At 72.6% G+C, this 19,049-nt stretch carries 16 protein-coding genes; 14 read left to right on the top strand and 2 right to left on the bottom strand.

Annotated features, from left to right (window positions below):
- Positions 1-101 precede the first annotated feature (101 nt).
- The 3 genes from Sru01_RS17380 to Sru01_RS17370 are packed head-to-tail and all read left to right on the top strand — an operon-like array spanning position 102 to position 4,830.
- On the top strand, positions 102-1,229 hold the full coding sequence (locus Sru01_RS17380; RefSeq protein ID WP_203986394.1) for a substrate-binding domain-containing protein: 1,128 nt from the start codon (positions 102-104) through the stop codon (positions 1,227-1,229).
- Positions 1,230-1,282: 53 nt separating this feature from the next.
- Positions 1,283-3,793, top strand: coding sequence for an ATP-binding cassette domain-containing protein (locus tag Sru01_RS17375; RefSeq protein WP_203986391.1), 2,511 nt, complete (start codon positions 1,283-1,285; stop codon positions 3,791-3,793).
- Complete coding sequence (locus tag Sru01_RS17370; protein WP_203986374.1) at positions 3,790-4,830, top strand: ABC transporter permease; 1,041 nt, start codon at positions 3,790-3,792, stop codon at positions 4,828-4,830. The genes Sru01_RS17375 and Sru01_RS17370 overlap by 4 nt, the downstream gene beginning before the upstream one ends.
- Before the next feature lie 59 nt (positions 4,831-4,889).
- Here Sru01_RS17370 and Sru01_RS17365 read toward each other — a convergent pair whose 3' ends face one another.
- On the bottom strand, positions 4,890-5,687 hold the full coding sequence (locus Sru01_RS17365) for an IclR family transcriptional regulator (protein WP_203986371.1): 798 nt from the start codon (positions 5,685-5,687) through the stop codon (positions 4,890-4,892).
- A gap of 256 nt (positions 5,688-5,943) precedes the next feature.
- Here Sru01_RS17365 and Sru01_RS17360 point away from each other — a divergent pair, with 256 nt between their 5' ends.
- The 10 genes from Sru01_RS17360 to Sru01_RS17315 are packed head-to-tail and all read left to right on the top strand — an operon-like array spanning position 5,944 to position 17,885.
- On the top strand, positions 5,944-7,287 hold the full coding sequence (locus tag Sru01_RS17360) for an aspartate aminotransferase family protein (RefSeq protein WP_203986356.1): 1,344 nt from the start codon (positions 5,944-5,946) through the stop codon (positions 7,285-7,287).
- Positions 7,284-9,344: a hydantoinase/oxoprolinase family protein gene (locus Sru01_RS17355; protein ID WP_203986353.1), complete on the top strand. Its 2,061-nt coding sequence runs from the start codon at positions 7,284-7,286 to the stop codon at positions 9,342-9,344. Before Sru01_RS17360 ends, Sru01_RS17355 begins: the two co-directional genes overlap by 4 nt.
- Positions 9,341-11,125: a hydantoinase B/oxoprolinase family protein gene (locus Sru01_RS17350; RefSeq protein WP_203986350.1), complete on the top strand. Its 1,785-nt coding sequence runs from the start codon at positions 9,341-9,343 to the stop codon at positions 11,123-11,125. The genes Sru01_RS17355 and Sru01_RS17350 overlap by 4 nt, the downstream gene beginning before the upstream one ends.
- Positions 11,122-12,090 carry a thiamine pyrophosphate-dependent dehydrogenase E1 component subunit alpha gene (locus Sru01_RS17345; RefSeq protein WP_239137504.1) on the top strand — a complete coding sequence of 323 codons (969 nt, stop codon included), beginning with the start codon at positions 11,122-11,124 and terminating at the stop codon, positions 12,088-12,090. Before Sru01_RS17350 ends, Sru01_RS17345 begins: the two co-directional genes overlap by 4 nt.
- Positions 12,087-13,124 (top strand): alpha-ketoacid dehydrogenase subunit beta, encoded by a 1,038-nt coding sequence (locus Sru01_RS17340; RefSeq protein ID WP_203986347.1) that lies wholly within the window; start codon positions 12,087-12,089, stop codon positions 13,122-13,124. The genes Sru01_RS17345 and Sru01_RS17340 overlap by 4 nt, the downstream gene beginning before the upstream one ends.
- A gap of 3 nt (positions 13,125-13,127) precedes the next feature.
- The gene (locus Sru01_RS17335; RefSeq protein ID WP_203986344.1) at positions 13,128-14,552 is read left to right on the top strand and encodes a 2-oxo acid dehydrogenase subunit E2; all 1,425 of its coding nucleotides are present in this window, start codon (positions 13,128-13,130) and stop codon (positions 14,550-14,552) included.
- Complete coding sequence (locus Sru01_RS17330) at positions 14,545-15,267, top strand: SDR family NAD(P)-dependent oxidoreductase (RefSeq protein WP_203986341.1); 723 nt, start codon at positions 14,545-14,547, stop codon at positions 15,265-15,267. The genes Sru01_RS17335 and Sru01_RS17330 overlap by 8 nt, the downstream gene beginning before the upstream one ends.
- A complete protein-coding gene (locus Sru01_RS17325; protein ID WP_203986338.1) occupies positions 15,264-16,013 on the top strand; it encodes an SDR family NAD(P)-dependent oxidoreductase in 750 nt (249 codons plus the stop codon). Before Sru01_RS17330 ends, Sru01_RS17325 begins: the two co-directional genes overlap by 4 nt.
- 32 nt (positions 16,014-16,045) lie before the next feature.
- Positions 16,046-16,948: an alpha/beta hydrolase gene (locus Sru01_RS17320; protein ID WP_203986335.1), complete on the top strand. Its 903-nt coding sequence runs from the start codon at positions 16,046-16,048 to the stop codon at positions 16,946-16,948.
- A gap of 10 nt (positions 16,949-16,958) precedes the next feature.
- Complete coding sequence (locus Sru01_RS17315) at positions 16,959-17,885, top strand: TIGR03619 family F420-dependent LLM class oxidoreductase (protein ID WP_203986332.1); 927 nt, start codon at positions 16,959-16,961, stop codon at positions 17,883-17,885.
- Between the two features lie 10 nt (positions 17,886-17,895).
- Here Sru01_RS17315 and Sru01_RS17310 read toward each other — a convergent pair whose 3' ends face one another.
- The gene (locus Sru01_RS17310) at positions 17,896-18,099 is read right to left on the bottom strand and encodes an SHOCT domain-containing protein (RefSeq protein WP_203986329.1); all 204 of its coding nucleotides are present in this window, start codon (positions 18,097-18,099) and stop codon (positions 17,896-17,898) included.
- A gap of 638 nt (positions 18,100-18,737) precedes the next feature.
- Here Sru01_RS17310 and Sru01_RS17305 point away from each other — a divergent pair.
- A partial coding sequence (locus Sru01_RS17305) for a carbohydrate-binding protein (protein ID WP_373869526.1) occupies positions 18,738-19,049 on the top strand: 312 nt, incomplete at its 3' end.

Genomic DNA, 19,049 nt, shown 5'->3' with positions numbered 1-19,049 from the left:
TATTGACATCCGATACACCCCGGAGTTTGATGAGGCGCACTGCGCTGCCGCGCCACGTGCGCGACCGGTCGGCGCGCCGAAATCATCCGTGGAGAATGCTCATGATCAAAAAAACGGCCACGGTCCCGCTGGCTCTGCTGTGCGGACTGGCGGCGGCCGGTTGCACCAGCCCGGCGGCCACGACGACGTCGACGCAGCAACAGCAGCAGACACCGCAGGCGGCGGCCACCGTGTCCGTCGACCGGGACGCCGACCCGGGCGCGTGGTGCGGCGACAAGAAGGTCAAGGTCGGTCTCGCCGACGGCTTCGGCGGGAACGCCTGGCGGCGGATCTCGCTGGAGGTCGTCAAGCGCGAGGCCGCCAAGTGTCCCGCGGTGGACACCGAGATCCTCTACACCAACGCGAACGGCGACCAGCAGAAGGCGAGCAGCGACATCAACAGCCTGGTCAGCCAGGGCGTCGACGTGCTCATCGTGTATCCCGACTTCGGTCCCGCCCAGCTGCCGGCTCTGCGGGCGGCCAAGCGCACCGGCATCACCGTGATCCCCTACGACGGCGACCCCGGCGGCCGGCCCGGTGAGGACTACACCGCGAAGGTCGTCATGGACGCCCAGGCCGGTGGGAAGGACCTCGGCACCTGGGTCGGCAAGACCATCAAGTCCGGCAACGTGGTCTTCCTCGGCGGCAACGCGGGCGCGCCGACCAGCGCGCAGCTGCTCAAGGGCATCCAGGCCGCGCTCCAGGACTACCCCGACGTCAAGCTGCTGCTCGACCAGCCGGTCACCACCAACTGGAACAAGGTCGACACCCAGAAGGCCGTCAGCGGGCTGATCGCCAAGTACCCGGAGATCGACGCGGTCGTCACCGACTACGGCATCACCGCGGTGGCCGCGATCAACACCTTCACGGCGGCGAAGCTCAAGGTGCCCGCGATCGCGTCCCTGGCGACCAGCAACGAGCTCGGCTGCCTGTGGCAGAAGCAGGACAAGGCCGGCAACGCCTTCCCCATCTACTCCGTCGACTCGACCAACGACATGGCCCAGCTCGCCCTGCGCATGGGCGTGGCCGCCGCCAACCAGAAGGACGTCGTGCCGGCCCAGGCGTTCCGCATGCCGCCGTTCATGGACTCGGCCGGCGGCGAGAAGCCGCGCTGCGTGCCGTCCCTGCCCCTGGACGCCGATCTCTCCTCGCCGCTGAGCGAGGACCGGCTGGCGGCGATCCTCAGCTGACGACCGCAGACCGCGACCGGCGCCAGCGGGCCGGGCGGGCCATGGAGAACACGGTGAGCGACATCCAGACATCCGAGAAGGCGGCCTCCACCAGCGAGTCCGAGGGCCTCGTCCTGCAACATGTGACCAAGTCCTTTCCCGGCGTGATCGCCCTGGACGACGTCTGCTTCGACGCCAGGCCCGGCGAGGTGCACGGCCTGGTCGGCGAGAACGGCGCGGGGAAATCCACGCTCATGGCGATAGCGGCGGGCAACCTCGCCGGCGACTCCGGCTCGGTCTCGATCTGCGGCCAGGCCGTGGACCGTGCCGACCCCGAACGGGTCCGCGAGCTCGGGCTGGCCATCGTCCGCCAGCATCCGGCGTTGCTGCCCGATCTGACGGTCGCCGAGAACCTCCTGCTGGGCGCGGGCGATCGGGTCACCGTACGCGCGGGCGCGGTCAACGCATGGGCGGAGAGTGTCCTGCGGTCCTGGGACGGGCGCCTGGCGCTCGACCCGCGCGCCCGGGTCGACTCGCTGACCCCGGAACAGCGCTTCATCCTGGAGATCAGCAAGGCACTGGCCTGGCGGCCGGCGGTGCTCGTTCTCGACGAACCCACCGAGCACCTGCGGGCCGACGACGTGGCACGGCTCTTCGACCGGATCGGCGCGCTCGCCGCCCAGGGCAGCGCCATCGTCTACATCTCGCACCGCGTCCATGAGGTCAAGCGGATCGCAGACCGGATCACCGTGCTGCGGGACGGGGTGATCCAGGGCACCCACGACGCCGCCGATGTCACCGAAGCGGACATCATCGACCTGATCGCGGGGCGGCCGCTGCAAGCGATCTTCCCGCCGAAGGGGTTCGACACCGGCGCGCCGGCGGCGATGTCGGCCGAAGGGCTGTCCGGCGACGGATTCGCCGGCGTCACGATGGACGTGCGGCGCGGTGAGATCGTCGGGCTCGCCGGGGTCGAGGGCAACGGGCAGCGCGATTTCCTGCGCGCTCTCGCCGGCCTCGGCCGGTCCACCGGCGACGTCCGGGTGCGCGGGGCGCGTGCCGGGACGGGCGGCGTACGCCAAGCCCGCCGGGCCGGGATCGCCTACGTCCCGGCGGACCGGCACCAGGAGGGCATCGTCCCGGAGCTCTCGGTACGCGCCAACATCACCATGCGCGATCACCGGGGCCATTCGTCGCTCGGTTTCATCGACCGGGCACGCGAGTTCGCCGACGCCCGCCGGTCCGCCGCGGAGTTCGGTGTCAAGGCCCCGCACCTGGACACGCCCGCCGGCTCGCTGTCCGGCGGGAACCAGCAGAAGGTCGTCCTGTCCAGTGTGCTGGCGACCCGCCCGCGCGTCCTGCTGGCGGACGAGCCCACCCAGGGCGTGGACGTGGGCGCCCGCACGGAGATCTACCGGCTGCTACGTTCCGCCGCGGCGGACGGGACCGCGGTGATCATCGTCTCCGCCGACTCGCTGGAGCTGGCCGGCCTGTGCGACCGCGTCCTGGTCTTCTCGCGCGGCGAGGTCGTGGCGGAGCTGACCGGCGACTCGGTGACCGAGCGGGAGATCACCGATCGCATGCTGACCGCGACATCCGAGCGGATGAGCCGGCCTTCCGCAGGCCGGGGCGTCCGGTGGCTGGCGGGCCAGTGGGGCCCGCTCGCCCTGCTCACGGTGGCGATCGTGGCGCTCGGCCTCTACACCGCCGGCGTCAACCCCGACTTCTTGCGGCCGACCAGCCTGTCGGGGATCCTCGCGCTCACCGCGACGCTCACCCTGGTGGCCTGTGGCCAGCAACTGGTCATGCTGACCGGCGGCATCGACCTGTCCGTCGGCCCGCTGATGGGCCTGATCGTGGTCCTGTCGTCGTTCTTCCTGGTGGACGGCGCCTCGATGCTGTCCCAGGCGTCCGGCTGGACCCTGCTCGTGGTCACCGCGGTGGCGGTGGGCACGATCAACTGGATGCTCGTGGACCTCGCCCGGCTGTCTCCGATCGTGGCGACCCTGGCGACGTACATGGCCCTGCAGGCGGTCTCCCTCATCCTGCGGCCCGTCCCGGGCGGCTACATCTCCGGGCAACTGATCGACATGCTCACCGTACGGGTCGGGTTCGTTCCGCTGTCGCTGGTGGCCGCGGCGGTGGTCGCCGTCGTGCTCGAGTACGCCCTGCTGCGCACCAGGCACGGGATCAGGCTGCGGGCCACCGGGTCCGCCGCGGAGAACGCCGCCACGGCGGGGGTGCCGGTGTTGCGGTACCGGTTCGCCGCCTACGTGGGCTGCTCGCTGCTGGCGGCCGCCGCGGCGGTCCCGCTGATGACGCAGGTGGGCTCCGGCGACCCGGCGGCCGGCCTGTCCTACATGCTCAGCAGCATCGCGGCCGTCGCGATCGGCGGCGCCAGCGTGTTCGGCGGGCGGGGGTCCTTCGCCGGGGCGTTCCTCGGCGCCCTCCTGCTCAACCAGGTGAACGCCGTCACCGCCTTCCTCCAACTGGACGCCGCGTGGAACTGGTACATCCTGGGCGGCGCGCTGGTGGCGGCCGCGGCGGGCTTCAGCAAGAGCAGAGGGCTGGTGGTGGCGCGATGACGGCTTCGGCAGCCCCGGCGGGTGGCCGGGGCCGGTGGACCGGCGAGTACGCCGGGATCTGGATCGCCCTCGGCGTGCTGTTCGCCGCGAGCGCCTTCATCGCCCCGGGAACGCTGCGGCAGGCCACCCTGGCCGGCATGCTGCCACTCGCCGGGATCCTGGTGATCGCCGGCATCGGGCAGACGCTGGTGGTCCAGCAGCGGGGGTTCGACCTGTCGCTGCCCGCCACCATGTCGTTGTGCGGGCTGACCTCGGCGGCGATGGCCCGGGACGGCCTCCCTCTCCCGCTGGCCGTCCTGGTGCCGCTGGGGATCGCGCTGCTCATCGGAGGGGTCAACGGGATCCTGGTCATCCGGCTGTCCATCACCCCGCTCATCGCCACCCTGGCGACCAACGCGCTGCTGCTCGGCGCGGTCTGGGCTTACTCAGGAGGGCTCCCGGTGGCGGCCCCGGACGGCCTCACCTCCTTCGTCCGCTCCAGCGTCGCAGGAATCCCCACGGTGGCGGTGCTGGCCGCCGCGCTGGTGGCGGCGGCGGCGGTGGCCGAGCGAAGATCCGTCCTCGGCCGGAACTTCGTCATCGTCGGAGCGAGCCCGCCGGCGGCACGCGCCGCGGGTGTCCACGTTCCGGCGCACATCGCCGGCGCCTACGTGCTCTCGGCCTTGTGCGCCGGGCTCGCCGGCGTCCTGCTCATGGGATACGCGGGCAGCGCGACGACATCGCTGGGCGACTCCTACCTCCTACCGGTGATCGCGGCGGTGGTGGTGGGCGGCACGCCGCTGAGCGGCGGGCGGGGAAGCCTGGTGGCCACCGCGGCCGCTGCGGTGTTCCTGACCCAGCTCGGGCAGGTCACCCTCGCCCTCGGCGCGCCCACCTCCTCGCAGCTGCTGGTGCAGAGCGCGTCGATCGTGCTGGCGGTCGTGCTGCGGTCGGTCCGGCGGCGAGCGCGGCGACGGGTGTCCGGCCAGGCGCCGGCCCGGCCGGACGCCGAGCCGGCCGCGACGCCTCCGGCCCGGCCTCCGGCCCGGCGGCCATGAGCGCGCCGGTCGCCGGCGTCCACGCCCTGGCCGGGGCGGACGCCACCCGCGGCTCCCCGCTAGGACACCGGCCGGGCGGGCAGATGGCCGAGGGCGGTGCTGACGGCGAAGGTCACCGGCACCAGATGATTCTCGGCCATCTTCCGCAGGCGGGCCACGCTGACCCGGCTCGCCGGCACCGAGATGCTGATGGCGGCGACCACCCGTCCCGCGTGGTCGAGCACCGGAGCCGCCGCGGCCCGGTGCCCCGCGGCCAGTTCCTCGTCGATGAGCGCGTATCCGAGCCGCCGGACCCGCTCCACCCGGTCCAGGAGGTCCTCCACCGACCTGACCGCCCGCCCGGTGGGACCGGTGAACTCGTGGTTCTTGAACAGCGCCCGGATCCGCTCCTCGCCGTGCCTGGAGAGCAGGGCGTGCCCGCTGGAGGTGGAGCTCGCGGGAAGGCGCGCTCCCAGGCGGGTGCGGGCCAGGATCAGGTGCTCGGTCTCGATGAAGTCGACGTACACGATGTCGGTGCGGTCGAGCACGGTGAGCACCACCGTCTCCTCCACCGCCTCGTGCAGGGTGGCCAGGTGCGGCCGGGCGACGTCGGTGAGGCGGATGCCTTTCAGCGCCGCCTGTCCCAGATAGATCATCTGCGGTCCCAGGCTGTACCCCTCGTCGGTCTGCCGCAGCGCTCCGCACGCGTGCAGCGTTCTGACCAGCCGGTACACCATCGGCTTGGTCCAGCCCAACGCCGCGGTCAGCCCGCTCACGGTCACCGGCGCCAGTTCGGCCATGGCGGTCAGCAGCTGCATGGTCCGGTCGGCCGCCTCCACGTGATAACGCGGGTCACCGACCTCTTCTCTGGCGCTCACCCGGATCCTTTCTCAGCCGGCCATGTGCACGGTCCCCGTGGCACAGACAACCACATCTTCCCCACCGGCGGAGCCGGTCGGCTCCTTGACTGCCTCACGGGGCGCTGTTACGTTCACAGATACTATAGTTCGAACAGCGATACAAACAGTCCCGTCGCACGCCGTCCGGTGCCCGTCGAGATTCGAACTCCCCTTTCCCCTTGGAGATGACGTGCCTCTCCCGGTTTCCCAAGACTCCCGTGACGCGAGCATGAGCGTGCCCGGCAGATTCGAGGCGGCCACCCCACGCAGCCGCGAGCTGTGGGACCGCGCCCGGCGGATCTTCCCGCAGGGCGTGAGCGGGCAGGCCAAGTTCTTCGCCCCGTACCCGGTGTTCATCGCCGAGGCGAGCGGCGCGACGATCACCGACCTGGACGGCCGGCGCTACGTCGACCTGCTCATGGGCGCCGGGCCGCTGCTGCTCGGGCACGGCCATCCGGCCGTCGTCTCGGCCGTGCGCCGGCAGGCCGAACTCGTGATCAACCCCATGCTCCCGAACGTGCTCTCCCTGGAGTACGCCGAACGCCTGCAGGCGCACATGCCGCACCTGGAACGGCTGCGGTTCGTCAACACCGGCTCGGAGGCGACCAGGTCGGCGATCCGCGCGGCACGGGCGGCCACCGGCCGCCTCAAGATCGCCAAGTTCGAGGGGAACTACCACGGCTCGGACGACTTCTGCCTGGTGTCGACGCACACGCGGGAACCGGCCGGCAGTCCGGATCGGCCGGAGGGCGTCCTGGACTACGCCGGCGTCGCGCCGCGGATCCTCGACGAGGTGGTCGTCCTGCCCTACAACGACGCCGAGGCCGCCGCGGCCCTGATCGACGAGCACGGCGACGAGCTGGCGGCCGTCATCATGGAACCGGTCGGCTTCTCCAGCGGCGGCGGGATCCCCGCCGAACCCGGGTTCGCCCGGGCTGTCCGGGACGCGACCCGGCGGCACGGCATCGTGCTGATCTTCGACGAGGTGCTCTGCTCGCTGCGGCTCGGGCTCGCCGGGGCGCCCGCCTACCTGGGGGTGACCCCGGACCTGGTCACCATCGGCAAGGCGGTCGGCGGCGGCCTGCCGCTGGCGGGGTTCGGCGGCAGCGCCGAGATCATGGACGCGGTCCTCGGCCCGGACGCCGGGGCGCGCAAGATCTTCCAGTCCGGCACCTTCACCGAGAACCCGCTGTCCATCGCCGCCGGCATGGCCGCGCTCGGCGTGCTGGAGAGCGAGAACGCCCTCGAGCGCGCCGACTCCGCCGGCGAGGCCCTGCGACGCGGCCTGCGGGAGGTGTTCCGGTCGCACGACGTCCCGGCCGCGGTCACCGGGGTCGGTTCCATCGTGCAGATCCATCCCGGGGTCACCGCGGCCCGGGACCGCCGCGACGTGCTGCGCGGCGATCTGGCCCTGACCCAGGACATCATGCTCGGCTGCGTCGCCGAGGGAGTGCTGTGGCCGCCCGTGCACCCGGCCCTCACCTCGGCCGCGCACGAGCCAGCGCACGTCGAGCGCGTCATATCGGCGGTCGACGCGGTGCTGGGCCGGGCTCCGCGGACCGCGAAGGAGGAGTCGTGAAGCGCATCGGTATCGACGTCGGAGGCACGTTCACCGATGTGGTGGTCCTCGACGAGGCGACCGGCACGACCCGCTGCTTCAAGGCGGCGACCGACTATGGCCGGCCGGCCGACGGCATCATGCACGCCTTCGACAACGCCGGGGTGGACGGCGCGGACGTCAGCCACGTCAAGCTCGGCACCACCCTCGGGCTCAACGCCCTGCTGACGCGCACCGGGGCCCGCACCGGGCTGCTGACGACCGCGGGCTTCCGCGACGTCCTGCAGATCCGCCGCACCCACCGGGAGCGGCTGTACGACCTGGACGAGCGGATCCCCGAGCCGCTGGTGCCGCGGCGCCTGCGCAAGGAGGTGATCGAACGGATCGGCTCCGGCGGCGAGGTCGTGGTCGACCTCGACCCCGAATCGGTCCGCGCGGCCTGGCGGGAGCTGCGGTCGGAAGGGGTCACGTCCGTCGCGATCGCGTTCCTGTTCTCGTTCAAGAACCCCGATCACGAGCGGCGGGCCCGGGACGTGATCGTGGCCGAGGGCGGCGCCGAGACCATCTTCCTGTCCAGCGACGTGCTGCCCGTCCTGCGGGAGTACGAGCGGACCTCGACCACCGTGACCGCGGCCTACGTCGCGCCGGTCCTCGGCGACTTCGTCGCGGAGATCTCCGGCCGGCTCGGCCGGCGCGGGGTCCGGGACGGCCGGCTGTCGGTCATCACCAACTCCGGCGGCTCGCTGGCGGCCGAGGTGTCCGCGCGGGCGCCGATCCCGACGCTGCTGTCCGGGCCGGCGGGCGGCGTCTCCGGCGCCCGGTGGCTAGCCGGGCAGGTGGGCATGGCCGACGTGCTGACCCTCGACATGGGCGGCACCAGCTGCGACGTCTCGGGCATCCAGGCCGGCGTGCCCGACGAGCGGCTCGACATGAGACTCGGCGGGCTGGACGTCGCCTACCCGACGTTCGACATCCACACCATCGGCGCCGGCGGCGGGTCGATCGCCTGGATCGACGGCGGCGGCGCGCTGCGCGTCGGCCCCGCCTCGGCGGGTAGCACGCCGGGCCCGGCCTGCTACGGCCGGGGCGGCGCGCTGCCCACCGTCACCGACGCCAATCTCGTCCTCGGCCGGTACGACGAGAGCATCCCGCTCGGCGGGTCGCTCCACCTCGACCGCGCCGCGGCGGAGCGGGCGATCGAGGAGCACATCGCCCGGCCGCTCGGGCTGAGCGTCGGCCGGGCGGCGGCGGGCATCCTGCGGCTGGTCAACGCCAACATGGTGAACGCCGTCCGCGCCATCTCCATCGAGCGGGGCCGGGATCCGCGCCGCTGCGCCCTGGTGCCGTTCGGCGGCGGGGGCCCGGTGCACGCCCTGGACATCGCCCAGGAACTGGACGTCACCACGGTCATCGTGCCGCCCTTCCCCGGCTGCCTGTCCGCGTTCGGGGCCGCGCTGTCCCAGCCGCGGCGGGACGCGCTGCGCTCGGTCAACCGCGGCCTCGACGACGTCGAGCCCGCCGAGATCGCGCGGCTGGTCACCCGGCTCTCCGACGAGGTGCGGTCGTTGCTGCGGGACGAGGGCTATGACGAGGACTCCACCGGGACGGAGGTGTGGGTGAACCTGCATTACCGGGGCCAGGCGCACGAGCTGTCGATCCGCCACCACGGCCCGGCCGTCACCGCGGACTCGCTGGCCCGGCTGGGCCGCGACTTCACCGCCGCGCACGCCCGCCAGTACGGGCACTCGTTCGAGGACGTGCCGGTGGAGATCGTGACCGTGCGGGTCACCGGCTACGGCCCGCGGGAGGACGTCCCGGTCACCTGGGACTGGAGCGCGGCCGGACCGGGTGGCCCGCTGCGGCGCCCGGTCTACTTCGACGGCGCCGGCGGCGAGGACGGCTTCGTCGACACCGACGTGCGGGACCGGTCGGCGCTGCGCACCGGAGACGTCGTGCACGGACCGGCCGTGGTCCACCAGGCCGACGCGACCACCCTGGTCCCTCCGGGCTGGCGGGCGACCTGCCACCCGAGCGGGAGCCTGCTGGTGACCGACGAAAGGAATGCGACGGCATCATGACCCACGTCGACCAGATCACCCTGCAGGTGATCGGGCACGCGCTGACCTCCATCTCCCGGGAGATGGGCGTCACCCTGTCCCGCACCTCGTGCTCGCCGATCTTCAACGAGGGGAACGACTACTCGTGCGCCATCTTCGACGCGCGCGGTCAAATGGTGAGCCACGGGGAATTCCTGCCCATCCACCTCGGTTCGATGGCGTTCGCCACCGACGCGGTGACCCGCGCGTTCGAGAAGGAGGGCCTGGCGCCCGGGGACATGGTCATCCTCAATGACCCCTACCTCGGCGGCACGCACCTGCCCGACGTCACGCTGGTCGCGCCGATCTTCTTCGAGGGCGACCTGCTGGGGTACGCGGTCAACCGGGCGCACCACCTCGACATCGGCGGCACCGCGGCGGGCGGGTTCTACTCCGAGGCCCGGGAGAACTACCAGGAAGGGCTGCGGATCGCGCCGATCAAGCTGGTGCGCCGCGGGGAGATCGACCCGCGGCTGCTCGACCTGATCATCGGCAACACCCGGCTGCCCGCCCAGCTCCGGGTGGACCTGCAGGCCCAGATATCGGCCAACCGGACGGCCATCCGGCGGCTCACCGAGCTCGCCGGGCGGTACGGCCCGGATCTGGTGGACGCGGCGATGACCATGGTGCTCGACCAGTCCGAACGCCGCACCCGCGAGGCCCTGCGACGGCTCCCCGACGGCGACTACCAGGCGGTCGACTACATCGACAACGACGGGGTCACCGACGTGCCGCGCGCCATCCGGGTGACGGTGCGGATCCGCGGCGACGAGGCGGAGGTCGACTTCACCGGCTCGTCGGCCCAGGTCGACGGCCCGCTCAACAGCGTCCTGGGGTACACCCACGCCGGCGTGTACATGGTCTTCCAGGCGGCGACCGAGCCGGACATCGCGCCCAACGCGGGCTGTTACCGGGCCATCAAGATCATCGCTCCGGAGGGGACCATCGTCAACCCGCGCTTCCCCGCCGCCTGCACCGGCGGCAACGAGGTGACGTGCATCATCCACAACACGGTCTTCCGCGCCCTGGCCGAGATCCGCGGCCCGGAGGGGAACCGGGCCCACGTCATGGCCTGCGACCACGGCTCGTCCAACAACATGACGATCAGCGGCCATGATCCGCGGTCGGGCGAGCGCTACGTGATCTACGAGTATCCGGAGGGCGGCTGGGGGGCCAACCGGGACCGGGACGGCCTGAGCGCCATCTGGTCGATCGTCGGCAACACCTGGAACGTCCCGGTGGAGGTGGTCGAGGAGCGCTTTCCGGTCCGGGTGGAACGCTACGAGCTGCGGACCGACAGCGGCGGGGCCGGGGCGCACCGCGGCGGGCTGGGCATCCGGCGTGACCATCGGATCCTCGGCCACGACGCCACCCTGGCGATCCTGGCGAACCGCGTCCGCATCGCCCCCTGGGGCCTGGACGGCGGCCACCCGGGCGCACCGGCGGCCTTCGCCGTCAATCCCGGCACCGGGGACGAGCGCCCGGCCGCACCCGAATTCGGGAGCAAGGCCTACGGCGTCACCCTCGCCGCCGGCGAGGTCATCTCGCAGTGCACCGCGGGCGGGGGCGGCTGGGGCGACCCGGCCATCCGATCACCGGAGGCGGTGGCCGGCGACGTCGCCGAGGGCTACGTGTCCCCCGGCGAGGCCCGCGACACCTACCTGGTCGTCTGCGACGAGCAGGGCGACGTGGACCACGAGGGCACCGCCGCGCTGCGGGCCGAGCGCGGCGAACCCGCCGGGGCCAGGACGGTGCGGGCATGACGACGCCCACCCGGCCGGCCGTCGACCGCCGCACCGCGGCCGCGATGTACGGCACGATGGCCCTGATCCGGCGGTTCGAGCAGGCGGCCTACCGCGGCTACGAGCAGGGCGAGGTCCACGGGACCGTCCACGTGGGCATCGGGCAGGAGGCCGTCGCCGTCGGCATGATCGGCGCCCTGCGGGAGACGGACTCGGTGCTCAGCCACCACCGGGGACACGCGCACGCCCTGGCCAAGGGCGTGCCGCCCGAGCGGCTGATGGCCGAGCTGTACGGCCGGTCCGACGGCGTCTCCCGGGGCAAGGGCGGCTCGATGCACGCCACAGACCTGCGACGCGGGTTCCTCGGCACGATGGCCATCGTGGGGAGCTCCATCCCCGTGGCGACCGGCGTCGCCCTCGCCAACAAGGTCCGGGGACGCGACGACGTGTGCGTCGCCTTCTTCGGCGACGGCGCGGTCAACCAGGGCGTGCTCTACGAGAGCCTCAACCTGGCCGCGCTGTGGCGGCTGCCCGTCATCTTCGTCTGCGAGAACAACTCCTACGCGATCACCACGGCCGTCGGCGACGCCACGGCGGGACCTGGCGTGGCCGCCCGCGCCGAGGCCTTCGGCGTCCAGGCCGAGACGATCGACGGGCAGGACGTGCTCGCGGTGCGCGAGGCGGCCGAGCGGATGATCGAAGGTGCCCGGGCCGGACGCCCCGCACTCGTCGAATGCCTGACCTACCGCTTCATGGGCCATTCCCGGGGCGACCCCGCGCACGGGGTGTACCGGGACAAGGAGGAGGTGGAGCTGTGGCAGCGGCGGGACCCGCTGAGAGTGCTCGCCGAGCACGCCGGCCTGGGCGATGACCTGGCCGCGGAACTCACCGCCGAGGCGCGCGAGCGGGTGCGGGCGGCGGTGGAGTTCGCCGGCCGCAGCCCGGTGCCCGGTCCCGCCGCCCTGATGGAGGACATCGTCAAATGACCACCACCACACCAGCGGCCGCCACGGCACCGGACGCGGCACCCGGCGCGGCACAGCCGGCCACGGCCACGTTCGCCGCGGCCCTGTGCGCGGCCCAGCACGACGCCATGCGGCTCGACGAGACGATCGTCCTGCTCGGACAGGACGTCCGCGCCGGCTTCCCCTTCGGCGCCACCAAGGGCCTGGTCGACGTCTTCGGCCCGGACCGGGTGGTGAACACGCCCATCTCGGAGGCGGCGACGATGGGCTGCGGAGTGGGCGCCGCCCTCGGCGGCATCCGCCCCGTGGTCGAGGTGGACTTCGCCGGCTTCCTGCTCCTCGGCTTGGACCAGCTGGTCAACAATGGCGCCAAGCTCCGGTACATGAGCGGCGGGCAGGCGTCCGTCCCGCTGGTCGTGCGCGTCGGGCAGGGACCGCTCGGATCGTTCGCCGCCCAGCACTCGCAGACGCAGCACGCCTATCTGGCCGGGATCCCCGGGCTGACCGTGCTGGCTCCGGCGACCGCCCAGCAGGCCTACGACGCGATGCGCTGGGCCCTGGTCCAGGACGATCCGGTCGTCCTGCTGGAGGACATGCGGCTCTACCGGCGCGGCGGGCCGCTGACCCGGGGGCCCGTGCCCGGATCGGTCACCTCCACGGTGCACCGGCCCGGCACGGACCTGACGATCCTCACCTTCGGCCATGGTGTCGTCACCGCCCTGCAGGCCGCGCAGGAGGTGGCGGCCCGCGGCATCGACGTCGAGGTACTCGGCCTGGACAGCCTCAACCCGCTCGACGTGGCCGGGGTGGCCCGATCGGTGCGCAGGACCGGCCGCGTGCTGTGCCTGGCCGACGACCCGCCGCTGTTCGGCACCGCGGCCACCCTCTCGCTGGTGGCCACCACCGAGGCGCACGACGTGCTGCGCGCGCCGGTCCTCTCCCTCGGCGGCCGGGCCGTCCCCACGCCGTACACGCCCGGCCTGGAGGCGCTCGTCTACCCCACGCCCGGCGCGGCGGCCGAGGCGATCACCACGCTCATGAAATGGACGGACTAGCCGGTGCGGGACTTCACCCTGCCCAGGGTGGCCCTGGGCGACGACGACGAGATGGTGCTGTCCTCCTGGCTGGTCGAGGAGGGGCAGGAGTTCGACGAAGGCGAGCCGCTCCTGGAGATCGAGACGGACAAGGCCGCCATGGAGGTCGAGGCACCGGAGCCGGGGGTGCTGGCCCTGCGCGTGCAGGGCCCCGGTGCCCGGGTGGCGCCGGGCGCGCTGCTGGCGATCCTGGCCGACCGGGGCGAGGAGTACGACGTACGCGCGCTCCGCGAGCGCCATCCGGCCGCCGCCGGCGCCGGCCCGGCCGGCCCCCCGGCACCGCGGCCGGCCGCCGGGCCGGATCGGGCGTCGCCATCACCACCCCCGCCACCGCCGGCACCGCTTTCGGCACCGCTTCCGGCACCGCTTCCGGCACCGCTTCCGGCACCGTCACCGGCGACTTCGGCCGCGCCTCCCGGACCGGCCCGCGTTCCTGATGTTCCCGCCGTTCCTGATGTTCCCGCCGTTCCCGAGGTTGCCGCGGTTCTCGACGTCGCCGGCGTCCCGGTGCCCGCGGCCGAGGTCCCGGCGGCCGGGGCGGTGAACGGGAGCCTCGGCGAGCGGCGCGCACCGGCGGGCGCCGAAAGATCGGCCGGCACCTCCGGGGCGGTGCCCGCCGCCGGACCCGGGCTCCCTACCGGATCCGGCGCGCTGTACGGGCTTCCGGCGCGCCGACGGCGCCCGGCGTCCCCGGCAGCGGGCGGGACGCTTGTCGCGCCCATCCGCGACCCCCTGTCCCGGCATCGCCGCGCGCTGGCGAACCTGATGACGGCGTCGTCCCGGATCCCGCAGTTCTCCGTGCACCGGGATCTTCCCATGCAGGAGGCGGTCCGCCTGGTGCACCGGCTCCGCCGGGCCGGCGTCGCCGCCACGCTCACCGACGTGCTGCTGCGCGCGACCGCGACCGCGCTGGTCCGGCACCCGGAGTTGCACGGCTGGTTCGCCGACGACGCCGTCCAGCGCTTCAGCGCCCCGGCGCTCAGCCTCGCCACCGACACCCCCGCGGGCGTGGTGGCCGCGGTGGTCCGGGGGGCCGAAAGGCTGGCCTGGCCGGCCCTCGCCCAGGAGCGCAGGCGGGTGGTGGACGGCGCCCGGCGCGGCCGGCTGCTTCCCGCCGACATGAACGGCGGCACCTTCTCCATCTCGAACGTCGGCGCGCTCGGCGGCGACGCGGTCATCCCGATGGTGACCCCACCGCAGATCGCGATCCTCGGCGTCGGCCGGGTGCGGCCGGGCTGGGGAGAGAACGTGGCGACGACGGTGCTGGTGGCCGACCATCGAGCACTCGACGGGGCCGACGCGGCGCGCTTCCTCGCCACCTTGGCCGGCATCCTCGGCGACGCCGGCGCCCTGGCCGGGGATCCGGTGGAGGTGCTCACCCATGACTGAGCAGGAACGCGTCGCGGTCGTCACCGGCACCAGCCGCGGCCTGGGCGAGGCCATCGCCCGCCGGTTGCTGGGCGACGGGTACCGGGTCGTCGGGATCAGCCGCGGCGGCACCACCGGGATCACCACGCCCGGGTTCACCGACCTGCGGGCCGACCTCACCGACACGGACCGGTGCGAGGAACTCGTCGACCAGGTACTGGCCGCCACCGGCCGCATCGACGTGCTGGTCAACAATGCCGCCGCCATGATTTACGCGCCCTGCTGGGAACTCGAACCCGCGCTGCTCGATGTCCTGCTGCGCACCAACCTCACGGCCCCGTTCCTGCTCAGCCGTGATGTGCTCCGGCACTGGGTGCGCTCGGAAACCACCGGGACGATCGTCAATATCTGCTCCATCGAGTCCGAGGTGGCCTGGGACTCCCCGCCGCAGGCCGGCTACGCGGCGACCAAGGGGGGCATGGCCGGCCTGACCCGTGCCCTGGCCTATGACCACGGGCGGCACGGCATCCGGGTGAACGGCGTCGCCCCCGGCATCATCCGCACCGCCATGGCCCCGCCGGAGGCCGAGCGGGACCTCGGCACGCGCGTCCCGCTGCAGGGGCGCCTGGCCGAACCCGAGGAGATCGCGGCGGCCGTGGCCTTCCTCTGCACCGAGGACGCCTCCTACATCACCGGTGAGATCCTCTACGCGGACGGAGGCTACCGGCTCCCATGACACCACGTTTCGCCGGAAGCACGGCACTGGTCACCGGAGCGGCGTCCGGTATCGGCGCCGCGGCCGCCGAACGGCTGGCCCGGGAAGGCGCCCGCGTCGTGGCGCTCGACCGCGACGGCGCGGCACTCGAGCGGCGGTACGCCGGCGTCCCGGACATCGTCCGCGTCGAGCAGGATCTGGGCGGCCCGATGCCGGACGAGTTCCTCGACTCCCTCGATTCGGTCCACCGCCTCGGTGACCTGCGGATCCTGGTGAACGCGGCGGGAGTCCTGCACCGTAGCCCGGCCATCGACCATGACCTCGGCACCTGGGAGCACACCCTTGCCGTGAACGTCACGGCCCCCTACCGGCTGAGCCAGCTCTTCGTGCGCCGGCGCCTGCGGCTCGGCGGGCCGGGGGTGATCGTCAACGTGTGCTCGATCGAGTCCTTCACCGCCGCTCCCGATCATGTCGCCTACACGGTCTCCAAGTCGGCCATGTTGATGCTCACCCGGGCGTTCGCCCTGGAGCTGGCGCCGCACGGGATCCGGGTCAACGGCATCGCCCCCGGTGTCACCGAGACCGAGATGAACCGCTCGCTGCGGGAGGACGCGGCCGCCGCCCGGCGGCTGACCGGCCGGATCCCGATGGGGCGGTTCGGCGTCCCCGGCGAGCAGGCCGCGGCCATCGCCTTTCTCGCCTCGCCCGAGGCCTCCTACATCACCGGAGCCGTACTGCCGGTCGACGGGGGCTGGCTCACCGCATGATCCGTATGACTGAGGACCCAGGAGAATCCGACGTGCGCAAGACCGTGAACTTCCTCAGCGAGGGAGTCGAACTCGAGGCCCTGCTGTACACCCCGGACACGACCGGCCCGCATCCGGTGGTCGTGATGGCGGGTGGGTGGTGCTATGTCAAGGAACTGGTGCAGCCGCGGTACGCGGAGGTGTTCGCCGAGGCCGGACTGGCGTCGCTGATCTTCGACTATCGCGGCTTCGGCGGCAGCGCGGGAGAGCCCCGGCAGCACGCCGATCCGCGCGGGCAGATCGAGGACTACCGCAACGCCATCAGTTACGTGGAGACTCTGGACGAGATCGACGCGTCCCGGATCGGCGTCTGGGGGATCTCCTACAGCGGCGGCCACGCCTTGATCGCCGGGGCCCAGGACCCGCGCGCGCGTGCGGTCGTGTCGATCGTGCCGGTGGTCGACGGCCTGGAGACCATGCGGCGCGCCCACGGCACGATGGGGTTCCGCCGGCTGAGCGCCGCCGTGCTCGACAGCCGCCGCAAGCGCTTCCGCACCGGCGAGCACGAGTACATGAAGCACTCCTCGACCACCCCGGAGCAGGAGTTGTGCACCTGGCCCTTCCCCGGCAGCCCGCCGCTGTTCCAGATGCTCAAGGAGACCGAGGCCCCCTCGTACGAGAACCGGAACACGGTGGCCTCGGCCGAGCTGCTGATGGAGTATTCGGTCGAGCCGCACGTCCACCGGCTGGTCGACACCCCGACGCTGATGGTGCTCGCGGACAACGACGACTTCACCTGGTCCGACCTGGAGACCAAGGTGTTCAACGCGATCCCCACCCCGGACAAGGGGCTCCATGTCGTGGCCGGCACCGACCACCACGAGCTCTACCGGGACCCGGAGAAGACCAGGCAGGCCGCGGCCGTGTGCCGCGACTGGCTGCTGGAACATTTGTGAGGGCGACCCGATGAGCATCGGAGCGATCATCCCGAGCAGCGGTCCTCTCCCGCTGTCCCTGGGAGTGGGCGAGATGGCGGCCGCGGCCGAGTCCGCCGGGGCGGCGAGCGTGTGGGTGAGCGATCACCTGCTGATGGTGGACGCGCCGGTGACCGGCTATCCCTACAGTGCTGACGGGCGGCCGACGTGGAAGGCGACCGACGACTACCTGGAGGCCCTGACGACCTGCGGTTACCTCGCGGCGGCGACGACCTCCTGCCTGATCGGCACCGCCGCGCTCGTCATCCCCCAGCGCAACGTCCTGCAACTGGCCAAGGAGGTGGCGACGATCGACCGGCTGAGCGGCGGGCGTTTCGTCCTCGGGGCCGCGGCGGGCTGGTATGAGGCCGAGATGAATGCGCTGGGGTACGGGTTCGGCGATCGCGGGCGCCGCCTGGACGAGATGCTGGACGTGCTCCAGCAATGTTGGACCGGGCGTCCGGCGGCCTACGACGGCACCACCGTTCACGTTCCCGACGGGATCGTGCTCCATCCCACCCCGGCCGAGAGTCAGGGGCCACCGCTGCTCGTCGGCGGGATGACCGGGCCGGCCGTGCGGCGCGCCGCGTCCCGCGGGGACGGGTGGCTCGCACTGGCGTTCGTCGAACGGTGGAACCCTTCGGACATTGCGGCGGCGCTGGCCCGGTTCCGTGAACAACGGCACCAGAGATCAGGGGACGCCGGCTACGCGGCACTCAAACTGCACTGCGGCCCGGAACGTCACGGGGAGTTGAGGGAGTGCGCCAGGCAGGCCCTGGACGCGGGGTTCGACCACGTGGTGGTAGAACCCCCGTGGGGGCTGGGCGTCCCGCTCGCGACCCAGGTGATCAAGGACATCGTGTCCGCCTCGCCACCTCCGGTCCTCCCGCGTCGGCCACGTCCACCTCGCCGAGCCTGAGCTCACACCGTCACCAGTCCTGCGAGAGGCCGGACATCCGGCGGAGGTACTCGTCCTCGTCGATCTCGCCGGCGGCGTAGCGGCGGCGGAGGATCTCCTTCGGATCGTCGGCCGCCGGCAGTTCCTTGTGCCCGCGCGGGGTCCAGGTACGGACCAGGATCAGCACGCAGCAGACGATGACGAGCAGCCCGATGGTGGGCAGCAGGACTCTCACGCCGAACCTCCGACCTTCCCGGGGACGCCGGCCGGCCGCGGTAGGCGATCCGACACGCCGTCCCCGCCCCAGTGTCGCACCCCCGGCCCGGAACCGGCATGCCGCGCGGAGTCCCCTCAGCCGCGCCTGCGCCAGACCAGGGTGCCCACCGTGATTCCGGCCAGCAGGATCAGGAGCAGTGCGACCGTGCCCACCAGTCCGAAGGTCTTCATGATCATGCCAAGGGCCAGCATCGCGACGCCCCGAGCAGCAGCCTCATCACCACCGGCATGTGAATCCCCCGTTCCTTTCCCGTTCTCCGCCTCATCTAGATCAAACGTATAGCCGGCGGGGTCGGCCCGCGCGCCATGGACTCCGGCGGCCGGGTTCGCCGGACGGCCGGGACGGCGGCCGGCATTGACCGGGCGGTTGACACAAGGTAGGTTCACTGCTAATTAAAAGGAAAGCTTCTTAATAATTGTGGTCACGGCCAGGCGGAAGAGCGCCGGCCGGCTCGGGCTCCGCGCCGCCGCCTCGCGTCCGCCCCGCCCGCATCCCCGCACGCCCAGGGCACGCGGCGGGCAGGTCCCGCCCGCCGCACCGCCGTGGGCACGTCCACACCCCCCACCCGCATCCGCCTGATGGACGTGGAGCCGCACATGAGATTCAAGTTCGCCAAGATCCTGGTAGCGGCGGGGGCCCTGCTCCTGCCACTGGGCACCGCCGTCGCGCTCGGGCCGGGCGCGTCCGCCACGGCCGCCACCGCGAGCCGGGCCGCCATGGCCGCCGCCTGGGCACCGAACACCTGGTACGCCGTCGGGGCGGTGGTGACCTACCAGGGCGTCGACTACCGGTGCATCCAGGCCCACACCTCGCTGACCGGCTGGGAGCCGCCGAACGTCGCCGCCCTGTGGAGCCCGGTCACCGGCGGCGGCGACACCACCGCGCCGAGCACGCCCGGCAACCTGCGC

This window comes from Sphaerisporangium rufum, assembly GCF_016863395.1.
Taxonomy (GTDB): Bacteria; Actinomycetota; Actinomycetes; order Streptosporangiales; family Streptosporangiaceae; genus Sphaerisporangium; species Sphaerisporangium rufum.
The sequence above is the reverse complement of the archived record's forward strand: the minus strand, read 5'-3'. Positions and strand labels throughout refer to the sequence as shown.